The sequence below is a fragment of the Colwellia echini genome (genome assembly GCF_002843355.2).
In the GTDB taxonomy this organism is placed as follows: Bacteria; Pseudomonadota; Gammaproteobacteria; order Enterobacterales; family Alteromonadaceae; genus Colwellia; species Colwellia echini.
The window spans coordinates 1-26,192 of record NZ_PJAI02000009.1 but is presented as its reverse complement, the minus strand read 5'-3'; the positions used below and the strand labels follow the sequence as shown (position 1 = coordinate 26,192).

Annotated in this window: 26 protein-coding genes; 6 read left to right on the top strand and 20 right to left on the bottom strand. The window is 34.7% G+C overall.

Annotation, left to right across the window (positions count from 1 at the left end):
- Positions 1 to 287 precede the first annotated feature (287 nt).
- Entirely contained in the window at positions 288 to 1,463 is a 1,176-nt protein-coding gene (locus CWS31_RS09375; protein ID WP_101344161.1) for a flagellar assembly protein T N-terminal domain-containing protein, read from the top strand.
- A gap of 120 nt (positions 1,464 to 1,583) precedes the next feature.
- Here the strand turns inward: CWS31_RS09375 and efpL are convergent, their stop codons facing one another.
- The 4 genes from efpL to CWS31_RS09360 all read right to left on the bottom strand — a co-directional run bounded on the left by efpL (position 1,584) and on the right by CWS31_RS09360 (position 4,322).
- Complete coding sequence (gene efpL, locus CWS31_RS09370; protein ID WP_101344162.1) at positions 1,584 to 2,159, bottom strand: elongation factor P-like protein EfpL; 576 nt, start codon at positions 2,157 to 2,159, stop codon at positions 1,584 to 1,586.
- A gap of 823 nt (positions 2,160 to 2,982) precedes the next feature.
- Positions 2,983 to 3,150 carry a hypothetical protein gene (locus CWS31_RS17575; protein ID WP_170252843.1) on the bottom strand — a complete coding sequence of 56 codons (168 nt, stop codon included), beginning with the start codon at positions 3,148 to 3,150 and terminating at the stop codon, positions 2,983 to 2,985.
- A gap of 260 nt (positions 3,151 to 3,410) precedes the next feature.
- A complete protein-coding gene (locus tag CWS31_RS09365; RefSeq protein ID WP_101344163.1) occupies positions 3,411 to 3,965 on the bottom strand; it encodes a pyridoxamine 5'-phosphate oxidase family protein in 555 nt (184 codons plus the stop codon).
- Positions 3,966 to 3,998: 33 nt separating this feature from the next.
- Complete coding sequence (locus CWS31_RS09360) at positions 3,999 to 4,322, bottom strand: DUF2956 domain-containing protein (RefSeq protein WP_101344164.1); 324 nt, start codon at positions 4,320 to 4,322, stop codon at positions 3,999 to 4,001.
- 302 nt (positions 4,323 to 4,624) lie between these two features.
- On the opposite strand from CWS31_RS09360, the gene CWS31_RS09355 reads away from it, so the two are divergent.
- Positions 4,625 to 5,140, top strand: coding sequence for a CreA family protein (locus tag CWS31_RS09355; protein ID WP_101344165.1), 516 nt, complete (start codon positions 4,625 to 4,627; stop codon positions 5,138 to 5,140).
- An 843-nt stretch (positions 5,141 to 5,983) separates the two neighbouring features.
- Here the strand turns inward: CWS31_RS09355 and CWS31_RS09350 are convergent.
- Both CWS31_RS09350 and CWS31_RS09345 read right to left on the bottom strand, forming a co-directional pair.
- Complete coding sequence (locus CWS31_RS09350) at positions 5,984 to 6,166, bottom strand: DUF3545 family protein (RefSeq protein ID WP_101344166.1); 183 nt, start codon at positions 6,164 to 6,166, stop codon at positions 5,984 to 5,986.
- Between the two features lie 590 nt (positions 6,167 to 6,756).
- Complete coding sequence (locus CWS31_RS09345) at positions 6,757 to 7,212, bottom strand: YehS family protein (protein ID WP_101344167.1); 456 nt, start codon at positions 7,210 to 7,212, stop codon at positions 6,757 to 6,759.
- Between the two features lie 275 nt (positions 7,213 to 7,487).
- Between CWS31_RS09345 and CWS31_RS09340 the strand changes: the two genes are divergently transcribed.
- Complete coding sequence (locus tag CWS31_RS09340) at positions 7,488 to 8,342, top strand: mechanosensitive ion channel family protein (protein ID WP_101344168.1); 855 nt, start codon at positions 7,488 to 7,490, stop codon at positions 8,340 to 8,342.
- A 177-nt stretch (positions 8,343 to 8,519) separates the two neighbouring features.
- On the opposite strand, the gene CWS31_RS09335 is transcribed toward CWS31_RS09340, so the two are convergent.
- On the bottom strand, positions 8,520 to 9,866 hold the full coding sequence (locus CWS31_RS09335) for a DEAD/DEAH box helicase (RefSeq protein WP_101344169.1): 1,347 nt from the start codon (positions 9,864 to 9,866) through the stop codon (positions 8,520 to 8,522).
- Between the two features lie 522 nt (positions 9,867 to 10,388).
- Here CWS31_RS09335 and CWS31_RS09330 point away from each other — a divergent pair.
- Positions 10,389 to 10,760, top strand: coding sequence for a GIY-YIG nuclease family protein (locus CWS31_RS09330; protein ID WP_101344170.1), 372 nt, complete (start codon positions 10,389 to 10,391; stop codon positions 10,758 to 10,760).
- Between the two features lie 50 nt (positions 10,761 to 10,810).
- On the opposite strand, the gene CWS31_RS09325 is transcribed toward CWS31_RS09330, so the two are convergent.
- Both CWS31_RS09325 and CWS31_RS09320 read right to left on the bottom strand, forming a co-directional pair.
- Positions 10,811 to 11,173 (bottom strand): DUF2750 domain-containing protein, encoded by a 363-nt coding sequence (locus CWS31_RS09325; protein WP_101344171.1) that lies wholly within the window; start codon positions 11,171 to 11,173, stop codon positions 10,811 to 10,813.
- A gap of 75 nt (positions 11,174 to 11,248) precedes the next feature.
- Positions 11,249 to 11,881, bottom strand: a complete 633-nt coding sequence (locus tag CWS31_RS09320) for a DsbA family protein (RefSeq protein ID WP_101344172.1) — start codon at positions 11,879 to 11,881, stop codon at positions 11,249 to 11,251.
- 453 nt (positions 11,882 to 12,334) lie between these two features.
- Here CWS31_RS09320 and CWS31_RS09315 point away from each other — a divergent pair, with 453 nt between their 5' ends.
- A complete protein-coding gene (locus tag CWS31_RS09315) occupies positions 12,335 to 12,736 on the top strand; it encodes a hypothetical protein (protein WP_148747753.1) in 402 nt (133 codons plus the stop codon).
- A 223-nt stretch (positions 12,737 to 12,959) separates the two neighbouring features.
- Here the strand turns inward: CWS31_RS09315 and CWS31_RS09310 are convergent, their stop codons facing one another.
- The 11 genes from CWS31_RS09310 to CWS31_RS09265 form a co-directional block, all read right to left on the bottom strand.
- Positions 12,960 to 14,111 carry a helix-turn-helix domain-containing protein gene (locus CWS31_RS09310; protein ID WP_101344174.1) on the bottom strand — a complete coding sequence of 384 codons (1,152 nt, stop codon included), beginning with the start codon at positions 14,109 to 14,111 and terminating at the stop codon, positions 12,960 to 12,962.
- Between the two features lie 192 nt (positions 14,112 to 14,303).
- Positions 14,304 to 14,477: a hypothetical protein gene (locus tag CWS31_RS17570; protein WP_170252841.1), complete on the bottom strand. Its 174-nt coding sequence runs from the start codon at positions 14,475 to 14,477 to the stop codon at positions 14,304 to 14,306.
- Between the two features lie 74 nt (positions 14,478 to 14,551).
- On the bottom strand, positions 14,552 to 15,715 hold the full coding sequence (locus tag CWS31_RS09305) for a lipase family protein (protein ID WP_101344175.1): 1,164 nt from the start codon (positions 15,713 to 15,715) through the stop codon (positions 14,552 to 14,554).
- A 28-nt stretch (positions 15,716 to 15,743) separates the two neighbouring features.
- A complete protein-coding gene (locus CWS31_RS09300; RefSeq protein ID WP_101344176.1) occupies positions 15,744 to 16,319 on the bottom strand; it encodes a DUF6795 domain-containing protein in 576 nt (191 codons plus the stop codon).
- A 401-nt stretch (positions 16,320 to 16,720) separates the two neighbouring features.
- The gene (locus CWS31_RS09295) at positions 16,721 to 17,422 is read right to left on the bottom strand and encodes an MlaC/ttg2D family ABC transporter substrate-binding protein (RefSeq protein ID WP_101344177.1); all 702 of its coding nucleotides are present in this window, start codon (positions 17,420 to 17,422) and stop codon (positions 16,721 to 16,723) included.
- 215 nt (positions 17,423 to 17,637) lie between these two features.
- Positions 17,638 to 18,222, bottom strand: a complete 585-nt coding sequence (locus CWS31_RS09290) for a TetR/AcrR family transcriptional regulator (RefSeq protein ID WP_101344178.1) — start codon at positions 18,220 to 18,222, stop codon at positions 17,638 to 17,640.
- A gap of 338 nt (positions 18,223 to 18,560) precedes the next feature.
- Complete coding sequence (locus CWS31_RS09285) at positions 18,561 to 20,573, bottom strand: alpha-amylase (RefSeq protein ID WP_101344179.1); 2,013 nt, start codon at positions 20,571 to 20,573, stop codon at positions 18,561 to 18,563.
- A 315-nt stretch (positions 20,574 to 20,888) separates the two neighbouring features.
- Positions 20,889 to 22,124: a DUF3300 domain-containing protein gene (locus CWS31_RS09280; protein ID WP_101344180.1), complete on the bottom strand. Its 1,236-nt coding sequence runs from the start codon at positions 22,122 to 22,124 to the stop codon at positions 20,889 to 20,891.
- Positions 22,125 to 22,263: 139 nt separating this feature from the next.
- Positions 22,264 to 23,577, bottom strand: a complete 1,314-nt coding sequence (locus CWS31_RS09275; RefSeq protein WP_246143459.1) for an ATP-binding protein — start codon at positions 23,575 to 23,577, stop codon at positions 22,264 to 22,266.
- Between the two features lie 131 nt (positions 23,578 to 23,708).
- Complete coding sequence (locus tag CWS31_RS09270) at positions 23,709 to 24,392, bottom strand: response regulator transcription factor (protein WP_101344181.1); 684 nt, start codon at positions 24,390 to 24,392, stop codon at positions 23,709 to 23,711.
- Positions 24,393 to 24,412: 20 nt separating this feature from the next.
- The gene (locus tag CWS31_RS09265; protein WP_101344182.1) at positions 24,413 to 24,667 is read right to left on the bottom strand and encodes a PepSY domain-containing protein; all 255 of its coding nucleotides are present in this window, start codon (positions 24,665 to 24,667) and stop codon (positions 24,413 to 24,415) included.
- Between the two features lie 498 nt (positions 24,668 to 25,165).
- On the opposite strand from CWS31_RS09265, the gene CWS31_RS17745 reads away from it, so the two are divergent.
- On the top strand, positions 25,166 to 26,134 hold the full coding sequence (locus CWS31_RS17745) for a choice-of-anchor H family protein (protein ID WP_246143457.1): 969 nt from the start codon (positions 25,166 to 25,168) through the stop codon (positions 26,132 to 26,134).
- Positions 26,135 to 26,192: the final 58 nt, after the last annotated feature.

Here is a 26,192-nt window from a genome sequence, read left to right as displayed (position 1 = left end):
TACCTTCTGATAATTACCTTCTGGATTTATGATTTAGAATAATGCACATTTTAAGCCAATAGTTTATTCATACTATTTAAAGTCATTTTTAAGCGAATAAATAAACAATAAACGACAATAAAGCGGCAGGCATGAAATATGCATAATCTATAATATATTGCTTTAAGGCTGTGTTTTAAGACTGTGTTTTAATAGCTTTAAGACTGTGTATAAAGACTATCCTTTAAAATATTGTTTTAAGATATTTTATTCACATTTGTTAACGCTACATTGGAAGCTGAAAATCTATGCGTATACTTACCAAACTATTATTATTCATTTGCCTGTTCTTCAGTTTAACTGTTCAAGCTCAGTGGTATGAAACTCAAGGTCACGCTAGTACTAAAGGCAGCAGTGTAGAAATTGCCCGTTCAAAAGCCGTTGAAAATGCCTTAAAAAAAGCACTGTTAGTATCAGGCGCTACTGTTTCAAGTGTGCAACAAGTGGTCAATGGATTACTTACTCAAGATCAAATAAGTATCAGGGCAAGTGGTAGCGTCAACTCGATTGAGTTAGTAGATGAGGTTCACAGTGGTAGTCTTATTACCGTAACGATACGCGCTGATATTTTTCCGCAAGAGAAGAAGTGTTTTGCCGTCAACTTTAAGAAATCTTTGTTAATTACTCGCAGTCACTTAGTTCACAGAGAACAAGCTAATATAGGTGAGATTTATGACATTGATAAATCCGTGATGGCTAAACTCGGCGAACAACTTAATCTACAAAGTACCTTCACTAAAACTAGTACTATTATTAATAACAAAACTGACTTTGCTCGACTTAATAACAGCTTAGCCAGCGATAAAATATCAATATTAACCCAATCACTTAGTGATACTACTAATAGCCAATATGTTATGTTTAGTGAAATTACTAACCTTTCATTTGACCAGCAATCTACTAACGGTTGGATGTTTTGGCAACAAGGCATTTACCCTCGAGATTTTGGTATTAACATCTACCTTTACAGTGGTTTAAATGGCCAACTGTTGTGGCAAAATAGTTATAACGACACTGCCCCTTGGACATTTTTAAAGCGCGTTAACGTTGATCCATCAGGTAATGCTTTTTGGCAAAGTGAATATGGTGTTATGGTGTCGGGCATTCTTGGCAAAGTAATTAAAGATATAGACGAAAATATAATGTGTGAGCCAAGTAAAGGTAAAATACTCAAAGTAGCTGGCAATGAAGTAATCATTGATTTAGGTAGAGATAATGGATTGAAGATTGGCGATGAATTTAGTTTATTACATTTGACTCATTTTACCGCGAATACAGGTAAAGCATACACTGGCTTTAGCGTTAGCCCATACAAAGTTAAAGTTATTAAATTATCTGGCGATACTGCAACGGCTATAACCCCCGACGGTCAATTATTTGGTAATATTCAAGTGGAAGATATTGCGATACGTTATGAAAACTAATAAATACTAAATAGTAAATAGTAAATAGTAAATAAGCACCTATAAAAATGCCCGAATATTCGGGCACTTTTATTAGTGGTAATAATTACTTAACCACCTAAGAAAAAACTAAGAAAGCTATTATTTAGAGTCAGCACGACCCATAAACTTACGCTCTTCAGTATTTACCTTAACTTTATCACCAGTAGATATATGCTCAGGCACTTGAATAGTTAAACCTGTAGAAAGAATTGCTGGTTTAGTACGAGCACTGGCAGAAGCGCCTTTTATAGAAGGATCTGTTTCAGTAATAGTTAATTCAACACTAGATGGTAATGCAAGACCTACTGGTGCATCATCAACAATGATCACAGCTAAACCTTGAGTTTCTTCATCAATAAATAGTACTTCGTCAGCAATCGACTCTTTATTTAAGTTATACGGCGTGTAATCTTCATTATCCATAAAAACATATTCATCGCCATCAACATAAGAGAACATTGCTGGGCGACGACTTAAATCGGCTAGAGTTAACATGTCACTGTCTTTAAAAGTTTCATCAACTTTTGCGCCCGTAACTACATCGTACATACGCATTCTATATAAGCTACCGCCTGCTCTACCTTGTGGTACTGAGCGCTCTATTCCTCTAACAATGTAAACACTGTCGTTGTATTCTATTGCGGTATTCTTTTTTACATCACTGGCTTTAGGCATAAGTTGGTTTCCTTTGAAATAATTTAAAAATTTTAATCATAATGCGGGGAAAATAGCATGATCCCAATAATTTTCACATAATTAATCGACTGAAAAATATATTATTTTTAAACGCCTATAAAAATGCAAATAAAAATGCCGCAGAATTAATACCAATTCATATAAGAAAGTGATCGCTTAGCGAGAATTTAAAGGCTTAGAGGCAAGGCATTGATTGTAGTGAATGGTTATTCCCTTCTCAAAATCAATAACGTAGCATATAAGCCTTTAAAACTCGCCCTTCGGGAACGCATGTACACCATGATAACGGCACAATATTTGTTTGATGTAGAATAACTATACCAACACAAATCTTGATTGTTCTAATGTCGTACATGCCATTCTAAGTGATCACTTCTTTATATGAAATGGTATAACACCAATTTGATTCAGTTCTTTCCCACTCAGCGTGAATTAATATGCTTCTGAATAACCATTCTCTAATAAGCCACATCATTGTGGCGTTCTTGTTAAAATCAATAACGCAGCATGTAAGCCTTTTAAACTCGCCCTTTGGGATCTTGCTCGATATCTACTAACATCGTTAAATTCATTTGATTTAGAGTGACTAAACCGAAACAAATTTGCCTTGTTATTGAACATCGAGCAGCGCTCTGACTAGAGAAGAAACTTAATCAAACTGTTATAAATTACTTTAAAAACAAAAAAGACAAATATATCACTATATTTGTCTTTTAAATTTCATCTTGATATTAATTTCGCGATGAAGTAATTACTGTTATGACTTAACCTAAACTCAGGTTAAATAATATGTAGCTAAAAGTTATAAATCATCGCTGGAACGTTCAAACCACGCAAGTTGTAGTTTAAGGTCTTCTATTTCGTGGTTTGCATCATTTAACTGTTCCATCATTGATTTACTTTCAGTTTTATCCGCATTGGCATCAGCGTCAGTGTTGATTGACATATTGCGTCTTTCTTCATGGCTCATGTTAACCTCCAAAAAATATGTAAGCTCTCTTTTATTATTACACAAGCCTCAAAAAATGCCTTCTTTTGAACCGAAATACACTTGTTTTTTAATAAAAATTAAAAAACAAAACAAGACACACAATATTAAATAATTAAAATCAACCAGTTAAAGCCAAACCCTCATAATAATATAAAAACAAAAAACATAATCCAAAAAGTAACTTACCAAACGAAACTTAATTTATATGTCTTTGGCTATTAAGATATTTAAGTATCTCTTTATAAATCAGCTCGTTTCATTATTTCAGTATCAAAACCATCAATACTTTGCTGGTTGGCTTTCTCCCAATATTTTTCAATTCCCTCTTTACCACGTTTATTAGACCATTGAGCTAAATCATCACGATCTGAATCGAAATTAAAATAAGGTACTGACATACCACATGAAGATTGAACTTTATTAATGTCGAGTAAAAATATTTGTCGAGAGGCAATGCTTTTTGGAAACAAGTTGATATATTCATCCCACAAAGCATCCCCCGTGTGTAAAACTTTTGCGTTTCCATAAGTACGAAGAATCAACGGCTCTCCTTCAAAAGCACAAAACATTATTGTCATTCTAGGATTAATTAATACATGCGCGGCTGATTCGTTACCACTTCCGGTATGATTTAACCAAGCGATAGTATTTGCGTTAATCACTCGTAAACTGTCGCCGCCTTTTGGTGATAAGTTAACTGTGCCTGTATCTGCAGCAGTGCTAACAAAATAAATTTTTTGCTTACCAATAAACTCGATATGCTTCGCTTCTAACGCTGAAAATTTTTGTCCCATGAAATTACCTTTCTTTCCTTATTGATTATTACGCTATAAATTTAACGTATATACCGAAAAACTAATAAAACCTAACCAACTTACCGCCAGTAATATCCAAGGTAATTTTTGAGCTCTATATTCTGAAACTGAATTTACAGGCTCTTCAACTTGACGCTGCTTATGTTTTATTTGTTGTTTACGCTCTTTATCTCGCTCACGAGACTTTTTACTTTGCTGTTTTTTGTATTCTGCAATACCTTTTTCTATCCCTTGGGCAATCAGCTTGGTTTGCGCTTTGGTTTGTCCTTGTTTCTGTGTCCCTTTAGCGACTTTAAGTGCTTGCTCTTGGGTTTCTATTGAAGCTTTATTACTCATCGGTGACTCATTATTTTCTCTGGCTTATTCAAATATTTATTTTGCTTAAATTATTATGCATAAGTTGTTTTAGTTAAATTATATAAGTTTAACTAAAACAACTTAACGAAATTGTCTTTTGTATTTCATCTAATTTCAAGCGAGTATACATTTAAGGATATGATTACATTTATACCTAGCATAACGGTAAAATGCAAAACTGAATTTATGAGTTAATTTTCGCCTGCATGATCACTATATAATGTGGGATACTATTAATAATCAATGTCGATAATAAAATAACAATTCAAATGGAAATTAACATGTTAAAAAAGATAAAAATTTACGGCGCAATAATCATCTTATTAGTGATCACTTATTTTATATATAGCAGCTTAACCAATGAAGAAGTGGGCGATGTTTCTTTAGGTTTTTTCACCTTAAAAGATATTAAACTTAATACCTTGGTTGACCCATTAGTGCCAGGGGTTACTTGCCATATTGCCAGTGTGGAAGCTAATCTAAGTTTATCTGATCCTAGTGACAGTTCAATCTCTTGTCGTCAAACGGGTGAAATTACCAACGCTATGATTGCTCAGATAGATAAAAGTAAATCTGGTGAAGTTGTTTTTAAGAAATCAAAAAGTATATTTTTAAAAACTATGAAAGTAAGACGTATTTTTGATATTGAAAACCAAACCTTAATGTACTTATCTTATTCAACAACAGAAACATCCGGAAGTTTTAAACACAGTTTATCTACAGTTCCTTTATGGGGTACAGAAGCCTTTAATGATTCTACAACTTCGATTCAAGTTGATACCTCGAGTAGCAACTAGTCAATTAACCTGAGGTCGGCATAAGCAAAATGCTACAACAACCTTAATTATCCGCTAGTCGCGATGCTAGCGGTTAAAGTATTGTTATGCTGGGCTATGTTATATTTTAGGCTGAGTTAAGTTAGACAGAGTTAAATTTTTCTCGCCAAATCTACTCGATGAATCACCTAACAAAGGTAGATGACAATAAAATGACAGCCAAATGACAATTAATGGCATTGTTATTAAATTAGAAAAAAGAACAAAAAACGCCTACACAATCAAATAAAACTAATAAAAAACTGTATTTTTGTACAAAAAACAACACAATCATTAAATAAAATAACAAAAATGTAGTTTTATTACAAAAAAAGCTTTACACCTCAATTTAAATTAGTATAATAGCTCTACTTTCTGAGGGAGACTAGTTTAACAAGTTACTACCAGAAAAAACAGATTCCTAATCATTTGTAATCCCCTTACACTGATTTTTTAGCCACATTTTTATGTGGCTTTTTTTTGTCTAAAATTTGGTGAATTAACCCATATTAACCGAAACTCATAAGATCAAAATAAAACGACAACAAGGGGTAGCGGAAGTTACCTAGAATATCAATGTTACAGGCTGAACAGTTTACAAAATTATTAAAAAGACTAACCTGTAACCATTTGAAAAACATACTTAAATGTGCTTTCAAATAGTACAGGTTATTTTATAAGTGCGTGAATTTAACTTGTCAAAAATGCAATTTCAGGCTCGTTATTAAGCAATAGTTAGCTATTATAATTGAGCGCACGAAGAAATTTTTTATTTATACCATTTGAAGATAATTAATTTATTATTCAATTGGTATAAATCTGTGGCTAATAAGAATACTGATCGTAAGCTTCAATATCTCTACGAAGACGGCGTTGCTCTTTTATCGTTTCAATTTCACGCCATTTACGTTTTTTTTCTAGTCCTTTAGGCTTACCTTTTTTTTCAACCAACTCAAGTACTTCTTCTTCATCAATAATGTAATCGTCGTTCCAAAATGCATTACTCATAATATTCTCCAGTTATATTAATTCTATTAGCGTCTTTCCGACTTTTAGTGCATTAGTTTTGTTTACTAATGATAAAGGGCAATCTAATTGAGAAAGATTAAAATAATGTGAAGAAAGGATGACATTTTAATGAACACGTTGACATGTAAATTTAAACTATATTTTTAGGATCAATATTTATAAAGCAATATTTTTGAATTGAAAAACCGGAAATATTAGAGGCTGTTGATCTTTAAAGGTTAAAATTAATTCAATTTAAAACGGATTAATCGCGGCGCGAGCTTTGAATCATGATCATTCTATTTAAAAAGCGAGCAACAAAGAGTAAATTCGTTCTTGAATTCAAGTATTAAATGAACCTAAAGGCAAATTTATACTGCATTTTGCCTGTTCATGTAACCAGCCACAAGTCACATGCTCTAACTTGTTTAAATAGTAAATAAATTGCTATAAAAGTAATACCGAAAGATCAACAGCCCCTAACGAGTAAATAATAAAATACCGCTATGTAGCGGTATTTATTAGATAACTTATTTTAGATACTTTTAGAGTAAGGTGTTAATAAAGTACAGATATTATTCAAAACCAAGTTATGTATGTTTAATTTTCAAACCTTTTAAAAATGCTGACAATACTTCATCAGAGCAATTTTTATAATGTTTATTATCTACCTTTCTAAAAAACGCACTTAATTCGTATTTACCTAAACTTAAATCGGCTAGTTCTAAAATAGCAATAACATCCTCTGCTTTTAAAGATAAGGCTATTTTTACTTTATTAAAAATCATATTGTTTGTTAATACTTGCTCAACTTCACGCTCTGGCCCATCGCTAGGACCACGTTTTGCTATGATCAAACCATTTAAAAAATGGGCAAATTGTTCATCAGTTATTTCTTGATAACTTGCATCATCTTTTGCTTTGAAGAAAGAATTTAATTGCTCAGCGGTTATATCGCATTGAGTTAATGAAAACGTTGCAATAATTTGTTCGTCGTTTAAATTAAAAATTGTACTGAGACGACGTAAAAGGTCATTGTTAATCATGAAAGTGCCTAGAAGTATTGGTGAAGCATTAAGCAATTAATTGCTATAACTGTATTTTAAATATTTTTCTATTATAACTGACTCTTGATTGCTTGGCGTGTTTTGATTTACAAATGAAGCGCTAATTACAGCTAATTGTTACTCGCAAGCTAATAATGGCAATTAAAATGAATCATTTTTAAATAAGTTATAATTAATTAAAACCATAAATTGTAATTTTTACTGATTTGTATAATATATTATCGATTCTACTCATTGTTAATTAAGGAAATTCAATGCCCGCACAAGATACAATCACACAAGTACAAGATACTGTTACCCATGTTGAAGCACTCACGATGAAAGCCTATGAGCTTGGACTTGAGTATGCACCAATGTTAGCACTAGCAATAATTACCCTATTACTGGGTTTATGGATTATTAGCGGTATTACGAAGGTAGTAAAAGCGTCGATGCAACGCTCTAAAGTAGATCCTACTTTAATCCCCTTTATGAGCAGCCTCGTTTCTTGGTTACTTAAAGTTCTATTATTTATCTCTGTTGCGTCAATGATAGGTGTTGCCACAACATCATTTGTTGCCGTACTAGGTGCAGCAGGTTTAGCTATCGGTTTAGCGTTACAAGGTAGTTTAGCTAATTTTGCCGGTGGCGTATTAGTGATGATTTTTAAGCCTTACAAAGTAGGCGATTTAATTGAAACTCAAGGTCACTTAGGTGTGGTTAAAGAAGTACAAATTTTCAATACTATTTTAGTTTCGCCACAATCAAAACGTATTATTATTCCAAATGGTGCTACGTCTAATGGCTCAGTAATAAATTATACTGTAGAAGGTAAAATTCGTGTTGATTTAACTATTGGTGTTTCTTACAGTGCCGATATTGATCAAACTAAAGCTGTATTAATGGAAGTATTAACCAGTAACGATAAAGTAATGCAAACTCCTGCTCCGTTTGTTGGCTTAGTAGAAATGGCTGACAGCTCTGTGAACTTTGTAGTACGTCCTCATTGCTTACCTGAGCATTACTGGGATGTTTACTTTGGTGTAAATGAAGCAATGAAGAAAGCATTGGACAAGAATTCTATCTCTATTCCGTTCCCACAACGCGATGTGCATTTAATTCAAGCTTAATATTGAGCCATTTTTACAAACCGTATTGATGACAAACAGTGATTAACTTATTAAAGCTAAGCTCATTAAAATCGTATTAAACGAGCAAAGCTAATATAAGTTAAAACATCGTAAAAATAAAAAACCGCGCTAATGAAGCTCATTAGCGCGGTTTTTTATTAAGCATTATTTTTTCAATTAAAGTTTAACTGGCCATGGACTTTTGTACTTTGGCTCATCTGTTTGGCGAACATGACTTTTTCTACCTTGATTAGCCCCTCTATTATTCGGTTTGCTATACTTTGCTTGTTCTCGTTTAGACTCACTTCCTTTACCTGTATTGCCTTTACTCGGCGCATTTTTAGGTTGAAAGTTTAACACAGAAATAGGCACAGCCTTTTTAACAGGAAATTCAGTAACCTCTTTACGCTCAATAATATGTCCTAACCGGCTTTCAATCGCGCAAAGCTCTCTAAAATTGTCTTTAGACACTAAAGATACAGCTTCGCCCTCTGCACCAGCTCTGCCGGTACGACCAATTCGGTGAATATAGTCATCAACCTTGCTCGGTAAATCATAATTAACCACCCGGCTAAGATCACCAATATCTAGCCCGCGAGCAGCAATACCTGTTGCCACTAAAAACTTAATATCACCTGACTTAAAATCGCTCAGTATTCTTTCTCTAATATCTTGTGTTCTACCGCTGTGAATACTTTCTGCGGCAATACCACGTTTTTCTAACTGACTAACTAACTTAGCTGCTCCATGTTTGGTTTCAATAAATATAAGCGCCTGCTGCCAGGTTAATTCTTTAATAAGATGGCTCAACAATGCAGATTTATCTGTTTTATCAACCGTTACTAACCACTGCTGAATTTTAGGCTTATTAGCTTTGTCTGCATCTGTGGTTATTTCAACGGGTTTATGAATAGTTCTTTTCGCTAAGCCACGAACAGCTTCTGACATGGTGGCTGAGAACAGTAAGTTTTGACGCTGTTCAGGCAAGCGCTCAATAATTTTATTAATATCATCAATAAAGCCCATATCAAGCATTCTGTCAGCTTCATCAAGTACTAACATATCAAGCTCATCAAAGTGTAACGCCCGTTGATGAATCATATCTAACAAGCGTCCTGGCGTGGCAACAACAATATCTACGCCCCAAATTAAGCGTTGTTTTTGCGCGTCAATATCAACACCGCCGTACATTGCCATAGATCTGATAGATAAATATTTACCATAATCAGCAATACTTGTTTCAACTTGTACCGCTAATTCACGCGTTGGTACTAATATTAACGCTCGAACTCGTTTACCACGAAGTTTCTGATTTGTTTCTTTATAGCGAGTATTAATTTGCTGTAATAATGGCAACACAAAACTGGCAGTTTTACCTGTGCCTGTTTGTGCTGCAGCAATAATATCCTTTCCTGATAAAACAACAGGGATCGCTTTGCTTTGAATAGCCGTTGGTTTGCTATAACCTAAATCATCAATCGCATTGAGGATAAGGGGTGATAATTTAAGGGTTGCGAAGGACATAGTCTTGTCTCAGGTATATTAAAAGTAGAATTGATATAAATGCTTAGGTAAGTTTAGTAAGCTGTGTTGAAGCGCTATTAACAGCTAAAATGAAAAGCATAATGGCGAGAGTATAGCAGTTATATAGATTTGCTTGAAGAAAGAAGCGATAGACCGAAAAGATATATTCTCCTATAAGTTCAATTGAAACAATGAATCAAATATCAAATGGTATTAATAATCAATTTCTGCGTTACTCTCAATTTCAATAGCTATTACTCAAATATGCTCCCGAACTTAGCTATTTTTTAACAGCTCTTTAATTCATTTGCTATTAATTGTAGTTTCACTTTAGTTAAGAATTGATGGTTAAATGAATAATAGTTAGGTGCCTGAAAATTAAATGGCTGAAAATTAGGTGTATGAAAATTAAATGGCAGAAAATTAGGGGGCTGAAAGTTAGGCGGCTGACTTTATTGATGAGAATAATATATAGTAGAACAATAAATAAGAGTGTTCAGTTAATAGGATTGGGTAGAGTTTATGGATAACACTGTCGTCGCTATAAAAAATAACGCTAAAACGTTTAATGATGCCACTATGTCTGTCAATAATGACGTTTCAATTGGCTATGTTTATGTAATGACTCATTCGTTGTTTAGTGATGTGGTTAGAATTGGTTGTACCCCTGAAAATCCAGAGCATTATACTAAGCTTCTCTCGTCTAAAACCATTGGCGAATACCGCTTAGCCTACTCATTACAATGTAAAAACCCATGTAAAATAAAGCGTCAAATAAAAGACTATTTAAACGCCAAAAAATACGTTAGCGAGTTTTACCAAGTATCTACTGAAATTGCGGCTAAATTATTGCAAAGAGAAACTCTGAAAATTCCCGTTTTAAATAACCCTTAGTCTGGAGACTAAAGGTTATTTCATAGCTTACCCACTTAAAAAAAGCGAGACTATTTTAACGACTCTATCTCAGCCAGAGCTTGAGTAAACTCACTTAACTCTAACTCTACATACTCATCATCACCCTGCCAATTAACACCGACAATAACGTTATCTTCATTTAAGTCTTCAAGCCAAAACTCAAACCAATCAGATAATGATATTGCGCAAGGTACATAATCACTCCATTCATCAATACAATGTTGTTGGGCTAATGCTGCACTTGACCATAATGGCATAACATCAGTGTTTTCAAAACTAGGTGAATCAAGAACCACCCAGTCCTCACTTTCTTTATCTTGTAAGGCCCAAATAACTTGGCTTGGTTTAATATCGGCTAAAAAGTTTTTTAAGGTAGTATTTGTATTACTCATAATGTTATCGCTTCTCATTAATGGAATTAACTAATTATAACGAAGTTAGTCTCGCTGGTCTTGTTATAGTATCAATTACGGTACTAGCTTAGTTAAAATCTCTGCCAAGCTCGTTTTGTAATTTAGATAATCGATTGAAATTTGGTGATATCTACCATTTACTTCAAGTACTAGCGATGGAAAGCCTTGTTGTGTTAACGACCGAGCTAAGTTCAGCTGTCGTTGTAATTCAACTTCAGTCTCTTTAGCACTGAGATCTTGAATAAACTGAGCGGTATTAAATTTAGCCGAGGTTTGCACTGTTAACCTTTGAGCGACACCAATTAACATATCAACATCCGAAGGGTTTAATGCATCAAGATAATAGCCCTGTTGAATTGCATCAATCATTTCTTGTTGAGCACCTTGCTTATTTGCGGCAATTACAGCTCGACAAGCATTATAAGTTGAACGCCTTGGTATATTTTTACGCCAAAAGTCATAGTTAAATTGTGTACCTAGCTTAGTTTCGATTGTTCGCCAATAACCTTCTATAGCTTGTTGTTGCGCAATTGGCATAGGTTCATCAGAATCAGGCGCTAAACCGCCAGCAACATATTCTACGGTAATTTTTGACGGCAGTTTTTCTTTTAACATATGCCAGGTTGGACTATAGCCCCAACACCAGCTACACATAGGATCGTGAATGTAATATAAGGTGATATCCATAATAATTTCCCTACTCATATTTGTTGAGGTACTCAAATAACTCTTAAAATTGGACAGTTTAGCCATATTCAAAAGAATTCACTTATTTATACTGTTGTTACTTATTTACCATTTAAAAAGGATCTTCCCATCTTACACTCATTAAATAAAACCTTTTTAGCATTTTCTATTTTAATCACTAGTTCAATAGCTGACGCATCTTTAATTACTAATGGTAGTTTTGAAGAGTTAAAGTTTTCTAACAACTCTACTGCCCAAGGTGTTATTCATCATACTGATTTACAAGCTTTTGAAAATACAAATAGTGCTTGGGATGTTTTTTACACACTACCTGGTTGGGTAACAACTGCAGGTAACGGTATAGAATTACAAAAAAACATTGTAAGCAAAGCTGTTGATGGCAGTAATTATGTGGAGCTTGACTCTCATATTCGGGGCTCATCAAATACTGTGATGACACAGTCTATAGACTCGCTTGTGATTGGTGCCGAGTATTTACTAGAATTTGCATACAAAGCACGTACTAATCAATTAAACGATAATGGTATAAATGTTTTTTGGTATGATGCCGCAACAGATTTTAACTTAGCTATGGATGCTAACTTTGCTGTAGATGGTACTCATTCACTCATCTCAAACTGGACTGTGCAATCAATAGTACTTACCGCACAGGCAACAACTATGAACTTAAGTTTTGGTGCTTTTGGGAAAGCCAATTCTTTGGGTGGGTTAATCGATAATGTGTCATTAGTTCAAGTAAACAATTTGGCTCTTGTTGATGTGCCTGAGCCGCCAGTATTTGCTTTATCATTATTAGGTTTTGCTTTATTAATTCGCCGCAAAAAAAATAACTAGAGCAAACGTATAATTTACTCCTGTAACTTTAAGATGTGTAGCTTTTATACTTTCTCAATCATCCCCCTCTTTCTTGTAACGTATTATTATGTATTACTTACAATGAAGAATGGTTGAGAAAGTTCCCTTTATGAGAGAGTTTCCTTTATGAAAAATTTCTCTTAGTAAAATATTTTCTTTAATATTTAACTCCTGCGAATTTCCTCTGTGAACTTAATATAACTTAATGATGATTAAAAAATATAGCTTTAATCTCAGCAAAATTTTCTATTTCAAGCAATTCAGCTTTTTGCTCTAAATGACTATAGTCGTTGCATTCACTTATTAAGCTATATAAGCAGGACAACATGAATAACGTTAATTCATCTTGTTTAGTTCCTGTAACCTCTCGTTTACTCACTTTATCTATATGATGTAATTGCTTAATCACTTTCGCGTCAATATGCCATATCGATAGCATCAAACTTGAAGCCGCATAAATACTAATGTGCATAGCAGCGTAAACATGAGTATTTAAAGAGTCTACTTCATCCACTCCTTGCATTGAATGCAACATAAATTGGTGTTTACTAAAGTCTTTGTGACACAACAATAAAATACCTAATAAGCCAAATACTAGTACTTGCTCTGTTAATGCATTATCAAATTTTAATTTAGCTGCTACTGACTTTCGAATTAATTGAAACAATTTTGGCGCGGTTAGAAAAGCTTGTGTGCATTGGCTGATTACCTTGTCGTCAACATGAGCACTTAACGCATCTTTCACTGAAAAAACGACAGCTAAATTTACAACAGTATTGATACCTAAGCTGCGACTAATAGCTTCTTGAATATTAAGCGGTGTTTTTCCATAAATAGCTTTACTGGCAAGTCCCATCAAGCGCCCTGTAAATATAGGATCTTGAGCAACTATTTCGAGTACTCTTTGAAGATCAAAACTAGCATGATCTTTATCTATCAACAGTTGTTGGCAACTATCCGATAAAGGCGGCATGTTTTGCGCTATATCACTTAGTTTTTGTTTATCTGTATTACCTGTATCATCAACGAGTGATAATTCTCGAAACTGCGACGGTGTTATACCAAACTTATTGCGAAAAGCTCTTTCAAAAGTAGAACGTTCAGAATAGCCTAATTTAGCTACTAAAATATCTATACTTTCGTGTTGCGTTAACAAGGCCTTTACGCAAAGCTCATTTAAATATTTTTGTTGAATAAGCTTAAAAGTAGTTTCTTCTAAAGTAAGTTTTCGCCGAAAAGAGGTCATACTCATCGCTAACGCTGAAGCACATTGTTCGATAGTTAACCTTGCAGGAACGTCACTTTTAGTTAGAAGTATATTTACTGATTCAGTTAATAATATTTTATTAGTCATATAGGTTGATAAGGTTACTTTATAATAATAATGCCGGAATTGTGATAATAACAATTGAAATAATAAATCAATAATCTTCAAATGGTATAATACATAAACATATGTAAAATATTCATATAATTACTGAAGTTAATATCTTTTTTATAAAGTAAATGTAATACAGAAGAGAAATTTATCTGATAACTTTAGCGTTTACCACCAAAGTTCATAAAGCCCCCAGAAAGCGCCAAATACAAAAATAAAACCCGTCATATATTCAGCTAACGGGTGATATTGAGAATTATGAGACTTTTTATCTGCTTTTCTTCCCCCAACAAGTATGAAGATCAGTAACAAAAAACTAGCCGATAATTTAATAATTATCACTCTATTTCCTTTTAGAATTTCTTTGTAGAGTACAAGCAGTTATTAGAGAGGAATAGCAAATCCTCTCGCTAACCCTATAGCTTTCTAATTGCTCGTTGAGCGTTATCATAATTTTTTCTTGTTAAGCGTAATAAAGCGGTTCTAATAACACCTCGGGTTAACTCTTCTTTGCTCTCAGCAACTTTCATTCCCAAAGCTTGCATGATGCGTCGCATGAATCTTATAACCCAATAGCTAATATTATCAGCTAAATCGATACCTTTAGACAGAATATAGGCTAACTTATCTGCTAATGTAGCAACTCCCATAACAGCGCCTTGAAGAGCTGAAACTACACAAATTCCTATTTTCTTAAGTACATAAATTAAAGCAGACTCAGCCCATCGTAAGAAAGTATGTGAGTCTGCACTAGTATATCTTTTAGAGTTCAACCATTGCTCAATAGCCCACTCTACATCATAAGGTTCATCTGGAACGCTATTTAATGCATTCCAGCTATTACTTCCAACTGATTCAAGATACTTGCCCATTTTATGGGCCGCGCCACTAAATACTAACTCTGAAGACGGAAGAAAATGGCCACTGGTATTATAAGGCGCTTGCATAAACGGGAACAAAGCCACCATAGGTACTGGATCAGTTTGATGGTATACACGATGTATGTTTTCAACTTTAAGGTTATCGGTTGTACTTTTAGCAAAAAAATAAGTGCCAACTCTTGGCGCACCAAAAGTATAAAGTTTGACATTTTTACCCGCTTTTTGCTTAAGCCAATCTGCGGCTAATGAAGCAACTGCGCCACCGAGGCTATGGCCAATACAATGTACGGTACCGGTAACTTTATTTTGGGCGATGAAAGATTGAATTTGCGGTAACATGCTGGTGAAAGTATGATTAAACCCAACGTGCACCATATGCCCAGTAGTAGAACGAGTTAACCCGATATTACCGTCAGTAACAAAATCAGCTTTATTGTTAGCGGTAGTAGTACCACGAAAGATAATAAACAAATCACCTTCATAACCCTTACCGCCCATAGCACAAACACCAAAACCATCCATAGCGGCAAGTAAAAGGTTTCCACCTACAGCTGCATTTAGTTTTAGTTGAGCGCTATTTTTTTGAGAAAAAGTTGAATTAGCGAGAAAAGCTTTAAAAGCTCGCTGATTTCCAGAGTTAACATCATATACGTCTTCTGCTATGCGAGCAGCTTGAGATGGTTGCAATTCGTTTGCCATTGTAATTCCTTAATATTTAATAGTCTATTTACTGAGCTTTTTCCCATCGACATTTTGAATATACAGCTCCGTGCTTAAGCTCAACACGGCTCTCGTTATCATCAATATCACATACTAATGATTTTACTGGGGTTTCAAAATCTGAAAATAATTCACCACTAAACTTATTACTGTACCAAAAAAAATTATCGTCTGTTTCAGACTCAGAAAATAATTCAATGTTACTCACAAATTGAGTTAATTTTCCTATTGATAATATTTCTTCATGGGCAGGAATATTAAAGTTGCCATTTTCATCCGTTTGAAACTCATCAACAACACCATCATCATTGCCATTCCAACGTAAACGGCGAATAATCTTGGTATTAGCCAGCGGCTGTCCGTTTTTTACTAGCGTCCCTTCTAATGGCGACGAAATAACATACACCTCCCCCTCTTTTTTTCCAAATAATCCCAACATTGTTGACTCCTTGTTTGATTTAGCTTGTGATATGTCACTCGAAAAACGACCTTCGGCTGCTTTATCTTGTGAGCCATCCTCATTAGAGCAACCTAACAGAATAATAAAACTTAATCCGCTGATTATTTCAATCCAATATTTCATTAATTCGACCACTTTGCTTTAGCTGAACAAAATACTAAAGGTTTTACATTAAATTTACAATTTATTGTTTTGAATAAAGGCTAGCTCGCTATCTTTTTTAAAGAGCTCAGGGCGTTAGTTTTAGGATTGACCTGGTCAGATGTTGGTTCTAGGGAATTAGTTCAAAGGAATTGATTCGAGCTTTTTGTTACGACTATTTTTTTGGGAGAAGCGAGCAAATCTCGTGCATTATAAGTTATTTAACATTGAAGCATACCAAATGGAGACAACGTCTAATTATAATCACTGAGGGTAAAGGTAGATAAAGATGGGGAGATAAGGTTGTTATTAATTTATAGCAATGTAAATATTAATACCTACATTGCTATAACTAGCTATTTTAACAGTAAAAAGCAGAAGTTTTACTTCGATAAAGCTGCTAGTTCCATGGTAACGTGATCTATGCCTTGTTTAGATATTTTATCTCCTAACTCAGCTTGTTTACTGCTTAACAATGAAATACCTTCTACTGTCATATCAAAGGCTTTCCATTGTTTTGTTTTATTGCTTTGACGCATTTGAAAAACAACATTAATAGTTGGTGACCCCTGCTCTATTATTTCTGTTTTAACAGCAATTATTCTTTTTCCATCTGTAGGTTGCTCAGCCTCAAAGATAACTTCTTGTCCTTTGTATTTAGACAGTGCTATTGAATATGTTCTTACTAAATAATGACGCATAGCTTGCACAAAATCTGCGCGTTGCTCGACTGATATTTTTTTCAAATGTTTACCTAAAATTCTATAAGAAGCATAGCGGTAATCTATCGATGGCATTAACTCTTCTTCAACAATATCACGCATTAAATGAGGAAATTTTTCGATGGCTCCTTGGTTAGCTGATATACGAGAAAACAAGTTAGTTCCTGCAGTTTTTAACACCTCGTAAGGTGAAATAATCTCGGTTTCAATTATTGGGGTATTTCCATAACTGCTACCTACTGATGACCCTGAAGTAGCTGAAACTAATGCAGTGGTATTGCCAGCGAACGATAGAGCTAACACTGGTGATACAAGTGAAGAGACGCCTAAAACTAGGATGCTTTTTGCGATAAATGCTCGCATGATAAATGCCCTTAAAATAATAAATAGTAAACAAATTAACCCATACCGACCGAGCGGTATGGTTGATGGGGGAATACTATCACCGACCGGTCGGTTTGTTAACTGAATTATAAAGAACAAAAATGTTTATGAAAGTGTAAATAGGAATAACGCGGTAAATTAATCGCGTTAAGAATAAATAGAATCTGTGGAAAGGGACTTGATTAATAAGTGAGTTATTTTTTCAAGGCGCGAATATAGCAGCACAATTCATCAATAATTTGAGTAAATACTACTTTATTACGTGAGCTTTTTCCTAAGCTGTTAGCACCATTTAAAGTAGCAGCAATAAAGTAGCCTACTTGACTAAATTTAATGTTGCTTCGTAAATCGTCACGAACGCGCTCAAGTGCATCAACAATTAATTGGTTTAATTGCTCTTGCATCGCTAATATACGTAAACGAAAACCTTCGTCAACATTAGCCATTTCTTCACATAAATTATTCAACGGACAACCACAAACGCTTTCATTACAAGCCATATTATCTGTAATTGATATTAGAAAGTCACATAACCCTTCGATTGGATCATCAGTTGTTAAAGCAGGTCGCCAGGCTTCCAAAAACATAGGTTGGTACACTTCTTCAAAAACAGCGTAACCTAATTCAAGTTTGTTGGTGAAATGGTGATATAACGCACCTTTTGAAATGCCGCAACGATTGAGGATAACTGACAAGCTAGTCGCTTTAAAGCCATGATGATGTATTTCATCGGCAGCAACATTCAAAATATTTTGGCGGGTTTGCTCGGCAACACTCATAACTTTATCTCGGTGGCGTATCTTAATGGTCTTAACTTATTACTTTACTATGAACTTAGTATTATGAACTTCGTAGTAAGTAGCTAAATAATATCCGACCGCTCGGTATGTTGCAAGTAAGCTTTTGTAATCCGTCTGTTAATCTATGTTAGTTTAAATAACCAATCCTTGAATTCAGTAATTATTAAATTATTTAGCGTTAAACTTTTATCTAAAAATAGTAACCCCGCATAAATCATTAAAGATATTATACGGGGTCACTTAATTTGTTTATATATTCTATTTAGTTACTAGTTAACTTAAAGTTAAGTTCTAGCTATCCTTAGAGAAAATAACAATTAAAAGCTTCTACTTTCAACACTATTAGCATTAAAGTTGAAGGTATTAATTTTACCACATTCAGCAATATGGTTGTTGCTACTATAAGGCGTATTTGCTTGGCTTATATCCCCTTCCCAGCCTTGACCATTTTTAACAAACGCTTTCAATTCAAACTTGTTATCAACGGCTTTACTGCAATCCATATCAACGTCTAACATCCAGTAATGTTGACCCCAAATATTTAATGGTTCTTCACCATAGCCGTCATTAGCCACTGTGCGTTTGGTTCCCCAACTTGATGGCCAAGCATTAGTTGTCCAATCAAGTGGTGTGCCTTCGGCTTCGCTACTTTGAGCGGCTTCACTACCATACCAATCTAAATAATTTTCATTATTTTTCCATGGTGCTGTAGTGCTGCTTTTTAAGTTGTTATGCCTAATTGGCATTGCACAGGCAAAGTTAGACGTTTGACAATTTCTGTTCAGATTATTATTGGCATAATCATGATCAATACCGCCACGAACAAACATATCTTGACCACTTTGTGTTTGTGCTTGGATAAAGATCACAGTACGTTGCCAGTTTTCACTGCCGTTATTATTGTCATCAGGAGCAACATTAACTTTAGCACCTTGATGAATAGCAAACGCATCCCAAGCACCTACACTAGCATTAATACTGCCATTAGCATTTACGATAACTGTTTCACCACTACAACTTTTTTCATCAGCAGATAATTCGCCTTTTAATACATTACAGTACGTACCTTGTGCCATATCGGTATTAAGTGTGGTATTTAAAGTGTAATCTTCTTTGTTGATTGCTACAAAACCCGAACTACCGCGACCAAAGGCGATTTGGTTATTACCGTTATCCCACCAATTGGTTGTCGCCCAGTTATCTGCTGTATTATTTCTAAAGTCTACACCACCAGCAATATAACCCCATCGATGTTCACACTTCCAATTACTAGCAAAACATTCTAGGTTACCATTGTTATGAACAGGTACACCTGGTGCTCCTGCATCAGTATCACCATGGAAATCATAACTAGACATAACTTTTGGGTAACCATATGGATAGGCAAGCATAAATACGTTAGCTAAGTCATATAAGCGGCCATCTTCAAAATTAATGACATTTCCACCTCCGCCGTGACCGCGTTGATTATCATGATTATCAACAAAAACAACCGCAGAGCTACTTGGTAAAAACCCCCAAGCTTCACCAAATTGACTAAGTGAAGCTAACTGACCTTGCTTAAAAGTATTACCTAATTGCGTGGTATATTTAAATTCAGTTACTAAACCTGTACTTTGATATTCGTTAGATGTAATTGGCTCTCCACCTTGGTCAATCACTTCTTGAAAAATTAACGGTGAGCCATTAACTTTTGATAACACACCTTGAATATCTCCCAATGACATATGCTTAGACGCATCTAACCTAAAGCCTGTTACACCAATATTTTGTAAATCATTAAGGTAACCGGCTAATGTTTCTTGCACATACGCTGAGCCAGTATTTAGATCGGTTAAACCAACTAATTCACAGTTTTGTACTTCCCAGCGATTATTATAATCGTTGATAGCACAAGTATTATGAAAGTCTTGTGGTCCGAAGTTAGGGTAGCTTTTGTTGCCAAAGTTACTTCCTGCAGTGCCAGTACCGCTACCTGCCGCCATATGATTTAAGACCGCATCCACATAAATATCTACACCAACCGCTTTACAGCGTTCAACCATGTTAATAAATTGCGCTCGGTTACCACCGCGACTTTCTAGCTGGTAACTTACTGGTTGGTATCGTGTCCACCACGCCCCACCTTGAATATGTTCATTTGGCGGAGATACTTGTACCGCAGCATATCCTTTAGGTCCTAGAAATGTTTCACATTCTTTTGCAATATCTTGCCAGTTCCATTCAAATAAGTGTACGAAGGTAGTTGGTTGTGACGCAGCCTGTGCCTGACACGTTATACCTAATGCTAAACTTGTTGCTAACAATGACTTTATTACGTTATTTTTCATTTTATTGTAATCCTATAGCAGTGTTAATTTAATGTTATTTTTATGTTTTTAACAAAACCAAGGTTGCTTTAAATTCATACAAAAATAAATATATTAAACGATGAATACGTATTCAAATAGTAAGACTATTCAAGTCGGTGATATCGTTGTCTCTGGGGATTTCTGCCAAAAAAACAAGCAATACGGTTAAACAATATTGCTCCTAATGTTTGTCACATCACCTGTAATTTAGGCTTTCTTACTAAGAGTTAGCTGACAATGAGTAATTACTGATTACTGATTAGTAATGAACGTGGCAACTTTTCAATAATAGTATTAACGCTCTTTTGTTCTATGGCTACTTTGAACTTGCCTGTTAACACTAGCCGTTTTATCACGTGATTTATTAGACTGTACGCTTTGTCTCTGGTTACTCTTGCTCTGTTGATGGCTCTTTTTATAGTTGTTGTTTTTAACAGCCGTATCACGATGAGTACTATTATTACGCGTATTTGCTTTATGATTAGTGCTTTTATTGACCCTTTTGCGGCTGGTGTTACTAGTTAAAGTTTTCTTATGAGTATTGGTACTGTGTATAGTTGGGCGTGAGGTATGATATCTCTGTTGTACTTTTTTATGATTGTACGCAACACCTCTTCTATGAGTTGGTTTGTGGCTCCAACGCTTTGCTTGATTACTGGTTACTATTCTTCTATTTGAATAATACTTATTGCTAGCACCATAACTACTCACGTGACGGTTTACATGACGGTTAACATGGCGGTAGCTAATATGTGGAGTTACCACCACGTGACGTTTTTGCCAATGAAATGCGGTGAAATAGAAATTAGGGCTTATTCTTACAGCAGATCCCCAATAAAAGTGACCGTAATGGGCGGCATAATGATGAGAGTTGTGCCAATAAATCGGAGGATAGTTTGACCAAGACCAAGGGCCGTATACCACACGTGTATCATAATATGGCACATAAATAATTTCAGCTTGTGCCGGTTCAATAATAATAGTTTGCTGCTCTTTAACTATCTTCACATTATTTATGTTGTCTAAACTACCCGCTTGCTCAGCTTGTTGTCTAAGAGTTTGAATGCTGGAAAGTACCCTACTTTCATCTTGTAAAAAAGTATCACCAATATCTTGCATCCAACTTAAATCGTCACTTAACTTATTAAGCACTTTAGGAAAAGCGAGTAAGGCCTGAACACTAGCATCCCAACCTTTATTTTCAGCCAAAACTTCAAGTTGTTGTGTTGTTATCTGTGAGTTTTCTTGTAGTTGCTGGTTAAGCCATCTTTCTGCTTCAATCACTTCAATTGGGTAAGTTGAAGAAATTAAAATATGGGTGAGTAAGGTGTCTGGATATAAGGCAATAGGTGCTAAAGCTTGTGCAAGTTCTGCGTCAGATAATTGTGACTCTTGATAAGTATCTGCTGTTAAAGTTGAATGCGAGGCTGAAAAAGCCGTTGTAGTAAAAGCAACCGTCGCCATTGTTGTAGCGATTAAGCTTATTTTTATGATGGTACGATAGTGTGATGTTAGTTTTTTAAAATACATAAGCTCATCTTGTATGTTAAGTCATATTTACTGTTATGGCTTATCTTACAAGTGTGAAACTGAACATAGTCTGAACACTTAACATTATGGTATCAACATAGTCACCTGTTCATAATCGTCTCTAAAAATGGCAACATGCTCAGCTAGTGCTAAAACGTAAGGTGAAGCTGGCTCCTCCTAACTCTAATGAGTTACCAATGTTTAATTCGCCTTGGTAACTTTTTACTAAATCTCGAACAATGGCTAAACCCACACCATGACCTGATTCATAGGTATCAGCCCGTGTTCCCCGTTCGAGTATTCTTTCTATTTGTTCACTTTTAATACCTACACCGTCGTCTTCCACGCAAATAATTAATAACTCACCTTGCTGCTCAATAGTTAATTTAATTGTGCTTTTAGCAGCTTTGTAGGCGTTATCAAGTAAGTTACCCAAAAGCTCAAGTAAATCTGCTTCATCACCTTTGAACCTTAAGTTTTTATGTGAACTTAACTTGAGGGTTGTATCTTGGTGTTGATATATTTTTGCTAAAGTATTAAGTAATTTATCAACAATAGGGGTAACGCCAATACCTAACAACCATGACGATTGTCCTGCGCTTTGCGCCCTTTTTAATTGGTGATCAATGGTTGAGTTAATACGATTAATTTGTTCTTGATTCACCGCTGATATATCACTTTGCGCTTGCAATACCGCTAATGGCGTTTTTAAGCTATGGGCGAGATCAGACAAAGCATTACGGTAGCGTTGTCTTTGTTTTTGTTCAGTCACTAATAACTGATTGACTTGATTAGTTAATTTCGATAATTCTTTTGGGTATGTACTGGTGAGCTTTTCAGCTTTACCTTGCTCAACTGCATGTATTTCTTTTTGCAAAGTAGATAGTGGCTTTAAAGTCCACATTAACCAAGCAAGTTGTAGCAGTAGTATAATCAGCATTAATATTGCTAAACCAAACCACAGTTGCTGTTCAAAGTCGTTTATCAATTCTATAAATGTTTGCTTGTCGCGAACAATATGTACAATAATTGGGAAATCCTGCTCTTCATCACTAAAACTTACTGCAAAACTATAGATAAAATACGGTGTATTCTTGATATTTACAGTCGAAAAGGATTTATCACCCGTTGCCAACGGAGTATGCTCACTGGCAAATTCATCAAGCAGTAAATCAGTAAGTATATCTGGTAAGTTAAGAATAAATGACGACTGAGATTGCCAAAGAATTTTATCTTCGAGATTAAAAGCGCCGTTATTTATTTCTTGCTGTGAAGTAGGCTTTGAAATAAAGGCGTATAAACCTGAATCCGTTACGTTGAATTGGTTTTCAATCAATACTTCTGGCATAACTAAACTTGCTTGCTCAACTTCTGCGACTGCCAATATAGAATAACTATAAGCACTTAATTCATTTTCAATACTCGTCACCATATGCTTTTCAAATGAGTTCATAATAATGAAAGCAATAGTGGGGAGTATGACAAGTACCATCACTAATAAACTAAGCGCCAAACGAACTTTTAAAGAGTTTAAAAATTCGTGGGCGTTGAATTTTAGCAAGGGTTTAATGGTTAAATTCAAGACTAACTCTGTGTTGAAAAGTTAACTAAGCGGTATCCTTGACCACGCTTGGTTTCAATAAAATTATATTTACTTTCAGAATCAAGCTTCTTCCGTAAACGGCGGATAAATACTTCAATAACATTTGAGTCTAGGTCAAAGTCTTGATCATAAATGTGTTCGGTTAAAGTCGATTTAGACACCACTTCACCAACATGCAACATTAAGTATTTAAAAACTTTAAATTCATGAGCACTTAAGCTTATGACTTCTTGTTCAAATAAAACTTGTGACGTGGCAATATCTAGGCAATAAGGGCCATTATTAATAAGTGTGCTAGCTTTACCTACACTTCGCCGGATCAAGGCATTTAGCCGAGAAGTAAGCTCCTCTACATGAAAGGGTTTAGTTAGGTAATCATCAGCTCCCGCATCTAGGCCTGAAACTTTGTCTTGCCAACTATCACGAGCAGTTAAGATTAAAATAGGATAATCACGACCTTTTTCTCTTAAAGCTTTAACCACACTTACGCCGTCTATTTTCGGTAAACCTAAGTCAATAACGGCAATATCATAATCATATTCAAGCCCTTGGAATAAAGCTATTTCACCATCACTAGCAACGTCTACCGAATAATTTTTTGAAAGCAGTTGTTGCTGAAGTTCTGCTTGTAACGCTTGATCATCTTCAACTAAGAGTAAACGCATTACCGTTCCTTTTTATTTGGCTAATTAGCAACTATTTGTCCGGTACTTGCATTAACTTTCTTTGAGGTTACTTGGCCATTAGGTTTAACGATTTTAACCTTATAAATATTATTAATTCTTTGAACTTTCAATATTTTACCACCGAAATGGCTTTGTACTATTTTTGCGGCTTGTTGCGAGCTAATGTTTACAGGAGACTGTGCTGCCATCACATTAGGCGCATTCAGGGCACATACACTTAATAATAGTGTTAATAAAATAGCGCGTAATATCATTTAATTACCTAACTTCACTGCGGATAAAATAAGAATACAGGGCAAACTGCTAGAGCACTCAGTGTAAAAGAATGTAACAAGCAAATAAACCTTCTTTCGCTATATGCTAGCACTATCAAGCTGAACATTTGCTGAACAACACCTTTAAAATTTAAATAATTGACCTGAACTAGGGATAATGAATATGTATAACCAAATAATATAAATTAGTTACCGTTACACTTCTACAATAGTTTTAATTATTGTCCTTCAAGGCGAGAAAACGAAGCCAATAACTGATTATTGGGAGTTTTCACAACGCCGCTAATATAAATGACTACGCATAATTAGCGCTGTTGTAGCATTTTTATTATCTCGAATTCAGGTTAAGTAGCAAAAGAAGTTAACTCATTTTTAACCTAGTCAAAATAATCTACAACTACTTATTTTATTTGTTCAGCTTGGGTTCATTTACGTTACGCTTTAATAACATTAAATCAATGCATGAAGGATTTAGTGATGAATAAACTAATCAAACAAACAGATCATAAAACAGCCCCCAAAAAAAATTCAATTAAACACCAAACAAAAAATGCTTTCAGTCCAGCAGCAATGTTTTCGTTAAAGCTAACAATCACAGCCATTGTTGTACTTACTTTTTTATTATTTTCTTATTCTAGCTTTGCCGAGCAAACAAATACTGTTGTGATAAAGAGCTATGATAATACTCAAGTAGCAAACACGCTGAATAATGAAAGTAGCACGAGTAAAATCAGGACCATCAGTAATTTACACCACACTCGCGATGAAATCATTGAGTATAAAGTTAAGCAAAAAATAGAACAATATAATAACTTATCCCCTGTAATATCATCAGGTAAAAAATCCCTTAAAACCTTAAGAACAAGGTATTATGAAGAAAACTTTATTATTTATGATGGCTACGCGCAACTTATTGAAGATATTGATGAGGACAGTTATTACCAGTCTTTTAGCGTTACCTTTGATGCAGATTTAATTTATGTAAATCCTCATGATGTAGCCGTTGTTTACGCTGAATTATATTTAAGTGAAAACGGTGGGCCTTGGTTACATTATTACAGTACCGACAGTTTTATTATTCACGGAGAAAGTACTGATGATGCATTTGAAGTTGTTAGTACTTTAGAGCAAGGCTTTAATAGTAATCATTATGACGTATTAATTGACTTATATGAGGAAGGTAACCCAAATATTATGGCGACTTATAGCAGTGATGATACCAATAGTTTATATGCACTGCCGCTAGAAAGTAGCGATTATGATCCTGAATTTATTGAGTACACTGAGAGCTATACTGAAGTTTATGTTAGTGACGGATACTACAGTGATGCATATATTCAAGCAGGAAGTAATTCATTATTAGGAATATTAACCATACTAGCTATATTACTATTTCGTCAATTTAACCGAGTTAACCAAACTGACAATTCCCTTGAAAAAACTTAAGTTATACCAATTTGATTAAGTTTCTTCTCAACTCAGAGCTATATTCGATACTCATTAA